The sequence below is a fragment of the Janibacter sp. Y6 genome (assembly GCF_040900765.1).
GTDB classification, from domain to species: Bacteria; Actinomycetota; Actinomycetes; order Actinomycetales; family Dermatophilaceae; genus Marihabitans; species Marihabitans melonis.
This window is the reverse complement of the sequence record NZ_JAKLYZ010000003.1, coordinates 384,037-397,034: the sequence shown is the minus strand read 5'-3', so window position 1 is coordinate 397,034 and position 12,998 is coordinate 384,037. Positions and strand designations below refer to the sequence as shown.

The window sequence follows — 12,998 nt, the reverse complement described above, 5'->3', positions numbered from 1 at the left end:
CTCAGACCCCGGCGAGCAGGTCCGTCTGGCCGTCGGCGACGAGCACGGCGCGCCCGGCGAGCTCGACCTGGTGGTCGGGCAGGGCCCGGACGGTGAGGGAGCCCCCGGGGACGTCGACGCGCCACGTGCCGGACCCGACGGAGTCGGACCAGATGCCGACGGCGAGCGCGGCCGCGCAGACACCGGTGCCGCACGAGCGGGTCTCGCCGACACCGCGCTCGTGGACGCGCATCGCGAGGTGGCCGGGACCGAGGACGCGGACGAACTCGACGTTGCTGCCCTCCGGCGGCACCGGGCGCACGACGGGCGCGCGGGTGAGGTCGAGCCCCTCGAGGCTCACCTCGGGCGGGAGGGCGACGACGGTGTGGGGGTTGCCGAGGTCGAGGGAGAGGGCGCTGTACGGGTCGTCGACGTCCTCGGCCTCGTCGACGTGCACGAAGGAGTCGACACCGCGCTCGGCGGCCTCGGTCGGGTGCACGAGAGACCACGTGCCCATGTGGGTGACGACCTCGTCGCCCTCGAAGCGCACGCGCCGGGTGCCGGCGCGGGTCGCGACGACGCTCTCGCCGTCGCCGATGAGCCCCTCGCGGCGCAGCCAGGTCGCGAAGACCCGGGTCCCGTTGCCGCACATCTGGGCCTTCGAGCCGTCGGCGTTGCGGTAGTCCATGAAGAACTCGGCCTCGTCGGCCTGCGCCCGCACCTCGGGCTCCTCGGCCTGGACCGTGCGCACGACGCGGATCACCCCGTCGCCGCCGATGCCGGCGTGCCGGTCGCTCAGCCGGGCGACCTGCGCCGCGGAGAGGTCGAGCCGGCCGTCGAGGTCGGCCAGGAGCACGAAGTCGTTCTCGGTGCCATGACCCTTGGTGAAGCGCACGCTCATGGCGCCATTGTGCTGCACGTCTCAGGCATGGCTGAGATCGCCCCGCGCGACGACCTCGTGCGCCCGCCCGAGCAGGTCCGGTGCCGACGCGTCGAGCCACACGACCCGGGGGTCGGGCCGCAGCCAGGACTCCTGACGACGGGCGTAGCGCCGCGTGGCCGCCTGGGTCGACGCGACCGCCTCGGCCGTCGTCAGCTCGCCGTCGAGCTCCGCGAGGGCCTGGGCGTAGCCGATGGCCCGGCTCGCCGTCCGTCCTCGCCGCAGCCCGGCCGTCTCGAGCCGGCGGGTCTCGTCGAGCATACCCTCGGCCCACATCCGCAGGACCCGCTGCTCGATGCGCGTCGTCAGCAGGTCCCAGTCGTCGCGCAGCCCGATGACGAGCGAGGGGCGCACGTAGGTCTTCGTCGGGGCGGTCGCGGAGAAGGGCCGCCCGGTGAGCTCGACGACCTCGAGCGCACGGATGATCCGCCGCACGTTCTGCTCCTGGATCGCCTCGGCCGCCTGCGGGTCGACCCGCCGCAGCTCCGCGCGCAGGGCGTCGTCCTCGCCGGCGGCGCTGCGGGCCTCGAGCCGGGCCCGCACCTCGGGGTCGGTCGGCGGGATCTCGAGGTGGTCCAGCGCAGCGCGGACGTACAGCCCCGACCCGCCGGCGAGCACCGGCAGGGCGCCCCGCGAGCGGATGCCCTCGATCGCCGACCGCGCACGCGTCTGGTAGGCCGCGAGGGTGGACTCGTCGGTGACGTCGAGGATGTCGAGGAGGTGGTGCGGGACCCCCCGACGCTCGGCCGGGGCCAGCTTCGCCGTCCCGACGTCCATGCCCCGGTAGAGCTGCATGGAGTCGGCGTTGACCACCTCGCCGCCGAGGGACAGCGCGAGGTCGAGCGCGAGCGCCGACTTGCCGGTCGCGGTCGCGCCGACGACCGCTACGACCTCGACGGGCTCCCCCTTCGCGCTCACTCGTCGTCGTCGTGACCGAAGGGGTCACGGTCCTCCCCCGGCATCCAGCTGTGGCCGGGCACGCCCCAGCCCTCGGCCTTGACGGCCTTGCGGGCCTTCTTCTGCCACCGCTCCCCGAGGCGGTCCACGTAGAGGAAGCCGTTGAGGTGGTCGTACTCGTGCTGCATGCACCGGGCGAACCACCCGGTCGCGGTGAAGTCGAGCTCGTTGCCGTCGACGTCGTAGCCCGTGACGTGCGCGCTCTCGCCGCGCCGCAGCGGGAAGGAGTAGCCCGGCACCGACAGGCAGCCCTCGGACTCGTCGTCGCGGCTGGGCTCGCCGACCGGCGCCTTGGTCGCCCGGACGAAGGGGTTGATGACGTGCCCGCGCGCGGGCACGCCGTCCTCGTTGTCCATCTGCCAGGTGTAGATGCGCAGCCCGACGCCCACCTGGGGGGCGGCCAGGCCGACGCCGTGCGCGGCGTCCTGGGTCTCGTACATGTCCTGCACCAGGGTGCGGATCTCGTCGTCGATCATCTCGACGGGCCGGGCCCGGGTGTGCAGGACGGGGTCGCCGGAGATGACGATGGGGCGGATGGTCATGGCGGGATTCTCTCCCATCACGACCACCCGCCCCATGTCAGGTGCTCCGGCCTGCCGGCCGCGTGTGCTCAGGCCTGCTTGATCGCGGAGATCTCGAGGTTGAGGGTGATCTTCTTGCTGACGAGGACGCCACCGGTCTCGAGCGCGGCGTTCCAGGTCAGGCCCCAGGTCTCGCGGTCGACCTCGGTCTTGGCGGTGAAGCCGACGCGGGTGTTGCCGAAGGGGTCCTGCGCGGTGCCCTCGTACTCGGTCTCGAGCTCGACCGGCTGGGTCGTGCCCTTGATCGTCAGGTCGCCGAGGAGGACGAAGCGGTTGCCGTCATGGTCCTTGACACCGGTGGAGACGAAGGTGATCTCCGGGTTGGTCTCGGCGTCGAAGAAGTCGGCCGACTTGAGGTGGCCGTCACGGTCGTCGCTGCCGGTGTCGACGGAGGCGACCTGCATGGTGGCGGTCGCGGAGGACTGGGCGAAGTCGTCGCCGACGACGATCTCGCCGGCCACGTCGCGGAAGTAGCCTCGGACCTTGGTGACCATCGCGTGGCGGGCGACGAAGCCGACCTCGCTGTGGCTGGGGTCGATGACGTAGGTGCCGGGGGTGATGTCGTGGGTCATGAGGGGCTCCTTGTGCGTGATGTCTGTGTCGACCAGGTGGTCGGGACGCCGTGGGGTGCGTCGCTGGGTCCCAACATAGTTGATGTTTTCACTATTCCGCAAGTTGAATCCTCAACTTCTTCGACCCGCCCCCTTCGCCCCCGTTCGCGACCGTCGCGCTGCCACGCTGAGAGCAGGGCCGCCCCCGCGACCCGTCCCCGCAGTAGAGGAGATCGACGCATGAGCATCTTCGACAACGCCAAGGACAAGGCCGGCGAGCTGAGCGAGAAGCACGGCGACCAGATCGAGGAGCACTCGGACACCGGGCTCGACAAGGCCGGTGACTTCGCCGAGGGCAAGGGTCTGGGCGCCGACCAGGTCCAGCAGGGCCGCGACGCCGCCGACGGGGCCATCGGCAACGAGTAGCCCCACCGTCGTCTGACGGAGGGGGGCGTCCCACCCAGCAGGTGGGACGCCCCCTTCGTCCTGCGCTGGCAGACTCGCGCCATGATCGCGACGACCGTCCTGCGCCCCGAGGACCTGCGCGCGCCGCACTACTCCCCGCGCCCGGATCACGCCCGGGTCCGCGCGCACGTCGACCACGCACGGCGCCTCGTGCTCGTCCGGGACCTCGACGGCAACGTCTGCGACTGGGCGTCTCACGGCTCGCTCGACGACGACGTCACGACGATCGGCGAGGTCGTCCTCGCGCTGACCTCCGAGCCCGCCGGGCGGCTCGTGTCGGACCGCCGCCGGGCCGAGCACCGTCTCGGGCTCGCCCCGCGCTCCCTGCACGACGCCTGGGGCCGGGTCGACGTCCAGGTGCACTCCCGCGACCCCCGCACCGCCGGCGGTCAGCTGGTCTCCCGGCTCCGGGCGCTCTACCCGCCCGCGACGCCCGACGTCAGCGCCACCGCAGACCGGATGCTCACGGCGTGGGAGCTCGACCTCCGTCCGCGCGAGGACGAGGACGCGGTGCAGAGGTGGGAGCGGGTGAGCTGGCTCGCGCGGCACGTCGAGGCCGAGCCGCTGCTGCGCCTCAGCGCCGACGAGAGCATCCGCGCCCGAGCGGTCGCGGCGAGCCGGGCGATGGCGGACGCGTACGGCGCGTACATGAGCGTCGTGCGCTGAGGCGAGCCGCGCGACGCGGTCTCGAGGCTGCGGCCTGGCGGCCTTCGCCCCTCGACCGCCGACGGGGTCAGGCGCCGCAGACGGGGGCGGCGGGGGTGACCGGGTCGGGGGCGCCGATGCGGGGCATGCCGAGCGAGACCGAGGGCTTGCCCGCGGGCTGGGCCTGGGCCCGCTCCCACGCGTCGCCGCCGGCCGTGCGCCGCACGGAGTACGTGCCGCCGGACAGCGCGCCGTCGGCGAGCAGGTGGTGCGGGGCGCCGTACGTGACGTCCGCGCTCACCATGTCGCCCGGCCGCGGGCGCTGCGCACCCTCGGGCACCGCGACGTGGACGAGCCGGTTGTCACGGGCGCGCCCGGAGATCCGGTCGGTCGCACCGTCCTTGCGTCCTTCGCCGGTGGCGACGAGCACCTCGACGGTGCGCCCCTCCTGCGCCCTGTTCTCCTGCCAGCTGATCTCGTCCTGCAGCGCGACGAGACGCTCGAAGCGCTCCTGCACGACCGCCTTGGGGATCTGGTCGGCCATCGTCGCCGCGGGCGTGCCGGGGCGGATCGAGTACTGGAAGGTGAAGGCGCTCGAGAAGCGCGACTCCCGCACGACCCGCAGCGTCTCCTCGAAGTCGGCCTCGGTCTCGCCGGGGAAGCCGACGATGATGTCGGTCGTGATCGCCGCGTCAGGGATGCGGTCGCGGACGCGCTCGATGATCCCGAGGAACTTCGCGCTGCGGTAGGAGCGGCGCATGTCCTTCAGGACCCGGTCGGAGCCGGACTGCAGCGGCATGTGCAGGCTCGGCATGACGTTCGGCGTCTGCGCCATCGCCTCGATGACGTCATCGGTGAAGGCCGCGGGGTGCGGGCTGGTGAAGCGCACGCGCTCGAGGCCCTCGACGTCGCCGCAGGCGCGCAGCAGCTTGCCGAAGGCGAGCCGGTCGCCGAACTCGACGCCATAGCTGTTGACGTTCTGGCCGAGCAGGGTCACCTCGAGCACGCCCTGGGCGACGAGCGCCTCGACCTCGGCGAGGATCTCGCCCGGCCGGCGGTCCTTCTCCTTGCCGCGCAGGGCGGGGACGATGCAGAACGTGCACGTGTTGTTGCACCCGACCGAGATCGAGGTCCATCCCGAGTACGCGGAGTCGCGGCGCGTCGGCAGCGTCGAGGGGAAGGTCTCGAGGGACTCGAGGATCTCGACCTGCGCCTCGCGGTTGTGCCGCGCGCGGTCGAGCAGCGCCGGCAGCGAGCCGATGTTGTGGGTGCCGAAGACGACGTCGACCCACGGCGCGCGCTGCACGATCGTGTCGCGGTCCTTCTGCGCCATGCACCCGCCGACGGCGATCTGCAGGTCGGGGTTGCGCTGCTTGTGCGGGCGCAGCTGGCCGAGGTTGCCGTACAGCTTGTTGTCGGCGTTCTCGCGCACGGCGCAGGTGTTGAAGACGACGACGTCGGCGGTGTCGCCGCGCTCGCCCTCGGGCACCGACGCGAGGTCGACGTACCCCGCCGTCTCGAGCAGGCCGGCGAGGCGCTCGGAGTCGTGCACGTTCATCTGGCACCCGTGGGTGCGCACGTCGTAGGTCTTGGGCGCAGCAGTCATGACCGGTCCAGGGTAGTCGGCCCTCCCGTCGGCGCCGACCGCGCGGACGAAGGGGGGTGCTCCCCCCTTCGTCCGGGGCGGCCCCGACGCCCGAGAGCCCCCGGTCCTCATGACATGCTGGGCGCAGCGGCCCGGTCGAGACCGCCCGGCGAGGGTGCGGACCCGGCACAGGGCCGTGACCGACCGGCCCTGCTCTCGCGGGGCCCTGACCCGGTGCGCGGACGCGTGCCGACGAGAGGGCGACTGATGGACGCCACGGCCCCGCAGGACCGCGACGCAGCAGACCTCGTCGTCCTGCTCGACGACGACGGCGTGCCCACCGGCACCGCCCCCCGGGCGGAGGTGCACACGACCGACACCCCGCTCCACCTCGCCTTCTCCTGCCACGTCACCGACGGCGCCGGACGCCTGCTCCTCACCCGCCGCGCCCTGGGCAAGCGGGCCTGGCCCGGGGTGTGGACCAACGCCTTCTGCGGCCACCCCCGACCCGGCGAGGACCCGGTCGACGCGGTGCACCGGTACGCCGAGCACGAGCTCGGCCTCGTCCTGGACCACCTCGAGCCGATGCTCCCCGACTTCCGCTACCGCGCCGTCGACGCCTCGGGCGTCGTCGAGCACGAGGTGTGCCCGGTGTGGCTCGCCCGCGCGACGGCCGCCCCGCAGCTCAACCCCGACGAGGCCGTCGAGGCGCGCTGGGTCACCCCGCGCGAGCTGCGCACGACGGCCGAGGTCGCCCCGTGGGCGCTCAGCCCGTGGCTCGTCATGCAGCTCGAGCAGCTGCCCGTCGGTGCCAGCGCCCTCGACGCGGTGGGTGACCCCGCATGAGCGCGGGCACCGACCCGGGCACTACCACCTACCCAGCGCCCCCCACCGGGCCGGACCCTCTCGGCCCGGCGGTCGACCTCGGCGACGCCGAGGTCCTCCAGGACGCCCTCGCCTCGGCCGCGAGCGGCGGCAAGCGCTTCCGTCCCCGTCTCGTCCACTCGGTGCACGACCTGCTCGGCGGCGACGCCGGGCCGGCCGTCGAGCAGGTCGCCGACGCCGTGGAGCTGCTGCACACCGCCTTCGTCGTCCACGACGACGTCATCGACGGCGACGACCTGCGACGGGGCGCCCCGAGCGCGCCCGGGCGCTTCCGGGCCGACGCGCTCGAGGGCGGCGCACCGCCGGCCTCGGCGCACTCGTACGCCACCGCCGGCGCGATCCTCACCGGTGACCTCGCCCTCGGCGCGGCCCTGCGCGCCGTCGCCACAGCGCCCGTCGAGCGCGACCGGGTGCACCACATGCTCGACCTCTTCGACCACGCCCTGGCCGTCTCCGCAGCCGGCGAGCTCGCGGACGTACGGCTCTCGCTCGGGGCGCAGGAGCCGACCCTGCAGGAGGCGCTGACCGTCGCCGAGCAGAAGACGGCCGTCTACTCCTTCAGCCTGCCGATGCAGTGCGGCGCGGTGCTCGCCGGGGCCTCGGGAGCCGTCGTCGACGGGCTGGGGCGCATCGGGCGCGATCTCGGCCTGGCCTTCCAGCTGCTCGACGACCTCATGGGTGTCTTCGGCGCGCCGGCCCAGACCGGCAAGGACGTCGTCGCCGGCGACCTGCGCGAGGGCAAGCGCACGCCGCTCGTCGTCCACGCCCGCACGACCTCGGCGTGGCCGGTCATCGAGCGCCACCTCGGTGACCCCGAGCTCGACGAGCAGGGCGTGGAGCAGGTGCGCGCCGCGCTCACCGCCGCGGGGTCTCGCTCCTTCATCAGCGAGCTCGCGACGCAGCGCCTGCGCTCCGCGACCGGCCTGGCCGCCGACCTCGCCCTCCCGCCGGCTCTCGTCACCTGGGTCGGCGAGCTCTCCGGTGCCCTCGAGCAGGGCGCCGCGTGATCGCGTCCCGCCGACGTCGTCTCGACGGGGGCCCGGCCCACGTGCGCTACGACGCGACCGCCCAGGCGGCCGCAGAGCTCGTCATCGGGCGGTACTCGAGCTCCTTCGGGCTGGCCAGCCGGCTGCTCGAGGAGCCGGTGCGCGCCCAGGTCCGCAGCATCTACGCGCTCGTGCGGGTCGCCGACGAGGTCGTCGACGCACCGCGGCCCGGCGTCGGCGCGCAGGAGCAGCGCGTCGTGCTCGACCATCTCGAGCAGGAGGTCCAGCACGCGCTGGAGCGAGGGCTGAGCTCGGACCTCGTCGTCCACGCCTTCGCCCGCACCGCCCGGGGGTGCGGGATCGGGATGGACCTCGTCGAGCCCTTCTTCGCCTCGATGCGCACCGACCTCACCCGCACGACCCACGACCCCGAGAGCTTCGCGACCTACGTGTACGGGTCGGCCGAGGTCGTCGGGCTCATGTGCCTGCGCGCCTTCGTCGCCGACGAGCCGTCGCCCGAGCAGTCCTACGAGCAGCTGGCCCCCGGGGCCCGGCGCCTCGGCGCCGCCTTCCAGAAGGTGAACTTCTTGCGCGACATCGCCGCCGACAGCGACGACCTGGGCCGCGGGTACTTCCCCGGGGTCGACCCCCGCGGCCTCGACGACGCCCAGCGCGACCGGCTCCTCGACGACGTCGACGCCGATCTCGCGGTCGCGGCGCTCGCCGTCGACCGTCTGCCCCCGAGCAGCCGACGGGCGGTGAGGGTGGCCCACCGGCTCTTCGCCGAGCTCTCCGCCCGGCTGCGCGAGACCCCGGCGGAGCGGCTGCGGCAGGAGCGCGTCCGTGTGCCCGGGCCGCGCAAGGCCGCCCTCGTGCTCGACACCCTCGTGCGGGGCGAGCGATGAGGCCCCTGCCGTGGACCGGGCGCGCGAGCGCCCCCCGAGAGCCCGGCACCGTCTGCGTCCTCGGCGGCGGCGTGAGCGGTCTGGCGACCGCGGCGCTGCTCGCCGCCGACGGCTGGCAGGTCGAGCTCGTCGAGCGCGGCGAGCGACCGGGCGGCCGGGCCGGTCTGTGGGAGCACGACGGCTACCGCTTCGACACCGGGCCGTCGTGGTACCTCATGCCCCAGGTCTTCGAGCACTTCTTCGACATGCTCGGGACGGACGTCCACGACGAGCTCGACCTCGTGCGTCTCGACCCCGGCTACCGCGTCTTCTTCGAGGACCACGACGGGCCGCTCGACGTCCAGGCGACCCGCGCGGCCAACGAGGCGCTCTTCGAGTCCCTCGAGCCGGGAGCGGGCGAGGCCCTGTCGGACTACCTCGACTCGGCGGAGCACGTCTACGAGCTGGCCGTCGACCGATTCCTCTACACGAGCTTCGACTCCGGCACCTCGCTGCTCAACACCGACGTGCTGCGCAACGGGCCTCGGCTGTCGGGTCTGCTCACCCGCTCGCTGGAGTCGCACGTCGCCGCGCGCTTCGAGGACCCCCGGCTGCGCCAGGTGCTCGGCTACCCCGCCGTCTTCCTCGGCACCTCCCCCGACCGGGCGCCGAGCATGTATCACCTCATGAGCTGGATGGACCTCGCCGAGGGCGTGCTCTACCCGCAGGGCGGCTTCACGACGCTCGTCGACGCCCTCGTGCGAGCAGCCGAGCGTCACGGGGTGCGGATCCGCACGAGCACGACGGCCACGGCCATCCGCACCACCTCCGGACGCAGCCCCCGGGTCACCGGGGTGGGTGTCGTCGAGGCCGACGGCACGACCGCCGAGATCGCGTGCGACGTCGTCGTCGGCGCGGCCGACCTGCACCACGTGGAGACCGAGCTCCTCCCCGAGCACCTGCAGACCTACCCGCAGTCGTGGTGGGAGCGGGTCGACCCCGGGCCCGGCGGGGTGCTCGCGATGCTCGGCGTCGACGGCGAGCTGCCGCAGCTCGCGCACCACTCGCTCTTCTTCACCACCGACTGGCGCCGCAACTTCGACGACATCCTCGGCCCCGACCCCCAGGTCCCCGACCCCGCCTCGATCTACGTGTGCCGTCCGTCGGCGAGCGACACCACCGTCGCCCCCGCCGGCAAGGAGAACCTCTTCGTCCTCGTGCCGGTCCCGGCCGACCCGACGATCGGCCGGGGCGGCACGGACGGCGCCGGCGACCCGCGCGTCGAGCGGGCGGTGGACGCGGCGATCGAGCAGATCTCCTCGTGGGCGGGGGTGCCGGACCTCGCCGACCGGGTCGAGGTGCGCCGCACCGTCGGCCCGCAGGACTTCGCGCAGGACCTCGCCTCGTACTCGGGCAGCATGCTCGGGCCTGGTCACGTCCTGCGGCAGAGCGCCTTCTTCCGCGCCGACAACGTCTCGAAGAAGGTCGACGGCCTCTACTACGCCGGCTACTCCACCCGCCCGGGCATCGGGCTGCCGATGTGCCTCATCAGCGCCGAGCTCGTGCTCAAGCGGCTTCGCGGCGACTCCTCGAGCGGGCCCAGCGCCACCGCGGCCGCCACCGACGTCGAGGTGGGCTGAGTGGGTCTGCTGTACCTCGGCTTCGTCGTCGTCTCGACGCTCTGCATGGGTCTCGTCGACCACCGCTGGCGCCTCGCCCTCTTCGACCGGCCCCGGCGCACCCTCGGCGTCGTCGCCGCCGGCACCCTGCTCTTCCTCGTGTGGGACCTCGTGGCGATCGAGTCGGGCATGTACGTGCGCGGCGAGTCCCCGGCGATGACCGGTGCCGAGCTGCTGCCCGAGCTGCCCGTCGAGGAGATCTTCTTCATCGTCTTCCTCAGCTACATCACCTGCGTGCTCCACGGGCTCTTCTCGCGCCTGCTCGCCGGTGGCGAGGCGACCTCATGACGTACGCCGGCCTGGCCGCCTGCTTCCTCGCCGCCTCGGTGCTCGTCCTCGTCGCCGCGACCGTCCTGCGCCGGCCCGACCGGCGCTGGTGGCTCGCGACCGCCGCGACGGCCCTGGCCCTCGTCGTGCTCACCGCCGTCTTCGACAACGTGATGATCGCCGTCGACCTCTTCCGCTTCGACGAGTCCCAGCTCTCCGGCATCCACGTCGGCCTGGCCCCGCTGGAGGACTTCGCCTGGCCGGTCGCCGCCGCGACGGCCCTGCCCGCCCTCGCCCTGCTGCTCTCCCCCGACGACCCGCGGGCCACCCGGGGAGCCCGCCGATGACCACCGCGCCCGGCGAGCGGGCGGCGCCGGTCTCCCCCTTCGCCCACGTCCTCGCGTCCTCGCGGCCGCTGTCCTGGGTCAACACCGCCTACCCCTTCGCCGCCGCGTACCTGCTCGCCGGCGGCCGGGTCGACCTCGTGTGGGTCGTCGGCACCCTGTGGTGCCTCGTGCCGTACAACCTGCTGATGTACGGCGTCAACGACGTCTTCGACTACGAGTCCGACATCCGCAACCCGCGCAAGGGAGGTGTCGAAGGGGTCGTCCTCGACCGGTCGTTGCACCGGACCACCCTGTGGGCCGTCGCCGTGACCAACATCCCCTTCGTCCTCGCCCTCGTGCTCCTGGGCGACCTGCGCTCGACCCTCGTGCTCGCCGTGAGCGTCTTCGCGGTCGTCGCGTACTCGGCGCCCCGGCTGCGCTTCAAGGAGCGGCCCTTCGTCGACTCCCTCACCTCGAGCACCCACTTCGTCAGCCCGGCGGTCCTCGGCATCGCGCTCGCCGGAGGGGCCTTCGACCCGGTGACCCTCGCCGCGCTCGGCGGCTTCTTCGCCTGGGGCGTCGGGTCGCACGCCTTCGGCGCGGTCCAGGACATCGAGGCCGACCGGGCCGGTGGCATCTCCTCGATCGGCACCGTGCTCGGTGCCCGGGTGACGACGTGCTTCGCCCTGCTGGCGTACGTGCTCGGCGGGCTGCTCCTGCTCGTCCTGCCCTGGCCGAGCACGCTCGCGGCCGCGCTCGTCCTGCCCTACGTCGCCAACGTCGTGCCGTACCTGCGCCTCACCGACGCGCAGTGCGAGCGGGCCCATGCGGGCTGGCGACGCTTCCTGTGGCTCAACTACCTCACGGGCTTCCTCGTCACCCAGCTGATGATCGTCGTGACGATCGGCCTGCCCGGTCGCTGACCTCGCCCTGCGCGCGCTCGACCCGGTCGCGCCAGCGCAGCCACGGCGGGTGCACCCGCCAGTTGACCTCGAGGGTGCGGAAGGCGCGCTCGAAGCGCCGACGCATCTGCGAGGCGCCCCGCAGCGAGCGGGCCGACACCCCGACGTGCAGGCTCGGCGCGAGCCGCACCCGACGCGTCGGGCCGAGGACGAAGGCCAGATCCATGTCGTCGTGCAGCTCGGGGTCGTCGCGGTGCACGTCGTCGCGCACCGCGAGCCACGTGCGTCGGCGCACCGCCATGCTCGACCCCCACAGGACCGTGTGGCCGAGGGCGAGATGGCTGAGCACGTAGTACGCGGCGAGGTAGAGGGCGGCGACGGCACCCCCGACCGGGCGTGGCAGGTCGTAGAAGGTGCCGACACCGGTCACCGCGTCGCGGCGCGGGTCGCGCATCGAGCGGGCCACGCGCTCGACCCACCGGCGCCCGGGCCGGGAGTCCGCGTCGAGGCGGGCGATGACGTCGCCCCGCGCCGCGTCGTAGCCCGCCGCCGCGGCGGAGGGGATGCCGACGCGCGGCTCGTCGACGACGACCGCACCGAGGCTGCGGGCCAGCTCGGCGGTGCCGTCGCTCGACCCGTTGTCGACGACGACGACCTCGAAGGGGGCCACGCTCTGGCGGGCGAGGAGGTCGAGGCAGGTGCGCAGGGCCTCGGCGTCGTCGCGCGAGGGGATGACGACGGAGACCGAGGGCAGCACCGGGGCGAGCGGTGCCCGGGCGCTCACGAGCGGTCCCGTCGGCCGGGCATGCTCAGCGCGAGCAGGACGGCGGCGACGACGGCCCCGACAGCACCCGCGGCGAGATCGCCGATCGTGTCGTCGTAGCCGACCTGGATGCGGTCGTCGAGGTAGGTGTGGCCGAACCACTCGCCCATCTCCCACAGCAGGGCCAGGGTGGTCGCGATCGTCGTGCTCACGACGACGACCCCGACGCGCGGCACGTCGCGCCCGAAGACCCCGACGCGGTCGAGGGCCGCGTAGCCGACGGCGCCCACGAGGCCGGTCATCGCCGCGTGCACGACGAGGTCGAGCCAGCTCACGGCGACGTACCAGTCGAGCATCGCGGCCCACGCGCCGAAGAGGATCGTCGCGCAGTACGCGAAGTCGAGCGGCGCGGGCGTGCGCAGCGCCCGCGGCACCATCGAGCCGCCGAGGACGAGCATGAAGAGCGCGAAGCCGATGAAGCCCCAGCCCAGCGTGCCGGGCACGACGCTCACGGCCGCCGCGAGGCGCAGGACGTCGACCGGGACGGGACGCAGCAGGTCGCGCAGGCTCTCGCCGCTCGGCGCGGTGACGGGCACCCCCGCC

The 12,998-nt window shown here is 73.6% G+C and carries 16 protein-coding genes; 9 read left to right on the top strand and 7 right to left on the bottom strand.

Annotated features, from left to right (window positions below; all coding sequences use genetic code 11):
* Position 1: 1 nt before the first annotated feature.
* From dapF to L6241_RS09475, 4 genes are all read right to left on the bottom strand, one after another.
* Positions 2-880, bottom strand: a complete 879-nt coding sequence (dapF, locus tag L6241_RS09490; RefSeq protein ID WP_368245923.1) for a diaminopimelate epimerase — start codon at positions 878-880, stop codon at positions 2-4.
* Positions 881-901: 21 nt separating this feature from the next.
* Positions 902-1,837, bottom strand: a complete 936-nt coding sequence (gene miaA / locus L6241_RS09485; RefSeq protein ID WP_368245922.1) for a tRNA (adenosine(37)-N6)-dimethylallyltransferase MiaA — start codon at positions 1,835-1,837, stop codon at positions 902-904.
* Positions 1,834-2,418 (bottom strand): peptide deformylase, encoded by a 585-nt coding sequence (gene def, locus L6241_RS09480; protein WP_123090871.1) that lies wholly within the window; start codon positions 2,416-2,418, stop codon positions 1,834-1,836. The genes miaA and def overlap by 4 nt, the downstream gene beginning before the upstream one ends.
* A gap of 68 nt (positions 2,419-2,486) precedes the next feature.
* Positions 2,487-3,029, bottom strand: coding sequence for a YceI family protein (locus tag L6241_RS09475; RefSeq protein WP_368245920.1), 543 nt, complete (start codon positions 3,027-3,029; stop codon positions 2,487-2,489).
* Positions 3,030-3,248: 219 nt separating this feature from the next.
* On the opposite strand from L6241_RS09475, the gene L6241_RS09470 reads away from it, so the two are divergent.
* Both L6241_RS09470 and L6241_RS09465 read left to right on the top strand, forming a co-directional pair.
* Positions 3,249-3,434, top strand: coding sequence for an antitoxin (locus L6241_RS09470; RefSeq protein ID WP_068273955.1), 186 nt, complete (start codon positions 3,249-3,251; stop codon positions 3,432-3,434).
* An 81-nt stretch (positions 3,435-3,515) separates the two neighbouring features.
* Positions 3,516-4,139, top strand: a complete 624-nt coding sequence (locus L6241_RS09465) for a hypothetical protein (protein ID WP_368245919.1) — start codon at positions 3,516-3,518, stop codon at positions 4,137-4,139.
* A 67-nt stretch (positions 4,140-4,206) separates the two neighbouring features.
* On the opposite strand, the gene miaB is transcribed toward L6241_RS09465, so the two are convergent.
* A complete protein-coding gene (gene miaB / locus L6241_RS09460; protein ID WP_229300879.1) occupies positions 4,207-5,724 on the bottom strand; it encodes a tRNA (N6-isopentenyl adenosine(37)-C2)-methylthiotransferase MiaB in 1,518 nt (505 codons plus the stop codon).
* A gap of 246 nt (positions 5,725-5,970) precedes the next feature.
* Here miaB and idi point away from each other — a divergent pair, with 246 nt between their 5' ends.
* From idi to L6241_RS09425, 7 genes are read left to right on the top strand one after another with little or no spacing between them, the layout of a single operon-like run.
* On the top strand, positions 5,971-6,549 hold the full coding sequence (gene idi, locus L6241_RS09455; protein ID WP_201466331.1) for an isopentenyl-diphosphate Delta-isomerase: 579 nt from the start codon (positions 5,971-5,973) through the stop codon (positions 6,547-6,549).
* Positions 6,546-7,595: a polyprenyl synthetase family protein gene (locus L6241_RS09450; protein WP_368245917.1), complete on the top strand. Its 1,050-nt coding sequence runs from the start codon at positions 6,546-6,548 to the stop codon at positions 7,593-7,595. Before idi ends, L6241_RS09450 begins: the two co-directional genes overlap by 4 nt.
* Complete coding sequence (locus tag L6241_RS09445; RefSeq protein WP_368245916.1) at positions 7,592-8,479, top strand: phytoene/squalene synthase family protein; 888 nt, start codon at positions 7,592-7,594, stop codon at positions 8,477-8,479. Before L6241_RS09450 ends, L6241_RS09445 begins: the two co-directional genes overlap by 4 nt.
* A complete protein-coding gene (crtI, locus tag L6241_RS09440) occupies positions 8,476-10,098 on the top strand; it encodes a phytoene desaturase family protein (RefSeq protein WP_368245915.1) in 1,623 nt (540 codons plus the stop codon). The genes L6241_RS09445 and crtI overlap by 4 nt, the downstream gene beginning before the upstream one ends.
* Positions 10,099-10,425, top strand: a complete 327-nt coding sequence (locus tag L6241_RS09435) for a lycopene cyclase domain-containing protein (protein ID WP_123090879.1) — start codon at positions 10,099-10,101, stop codon at positions 10,423-10,425.
* A complete protein-coding gene (locus L6241_RS09430) occupies positions 10,422-10,751 on the top strand; it encodes a lycopene cyclase domain-containing protein (RefSeq protein WP_123090880.1) in 330 nt (109 codons plus the stop codon). Before L6241_RS09435 ends, L6241_RS09430 begins: the two co-directional genes overlap by 4 nt.
* Positions 10,748-11,653, top strand: coding sequence for a prenyltransferase (locus L6241_RS09425; RefSeq protein WP_368245913.1), 906 nt, complete (start codon positions 10,748-10,750; stop codon positions 11,651-11,653). The genes L6241_RS09430 and L6241_RS09425 overlap by 4 nt, the downstream gene beginning before the upstream one ends.
* Here the strand turns inward: L6241_RS09425 and L6241_RS09420 are convergent.
* Together L6241_RS09420 and L6241_RS09415 are read right to left on the bottom strand one after the other, a co-directional pair.
* Positions 11,607-12,416: a glycosyltransferase family 2 protein gene (locus L6241_RS09420; RefSeq protein ID WP_368245912.1), complete on the bottom strand. Its 810-nt coding sequence runs from the start codon at positions 12,414-12,416 to the stop codon at positions 11,607-11,609. The genes L6241_RS09425 and L6241_RS09420 overlap by 47 nt on opposite strands.
* On the bottom strand, positions 12,413-12,991 hold the full coding sequence (locus tag L6241_RS09415; RefSeq protein WP_368245910.1) for a hypothetical protein: 579 nt from the start codon (positions 12,989-12,991) through the stop codon (positions 12,413-12,415). Before L6241_RS09415 ends, L6241_RS09420 begins: the two co-directional genes overlap by 4 nt.
* Positions 12,992-12,998: the final 7 nt, after the last annotated feature.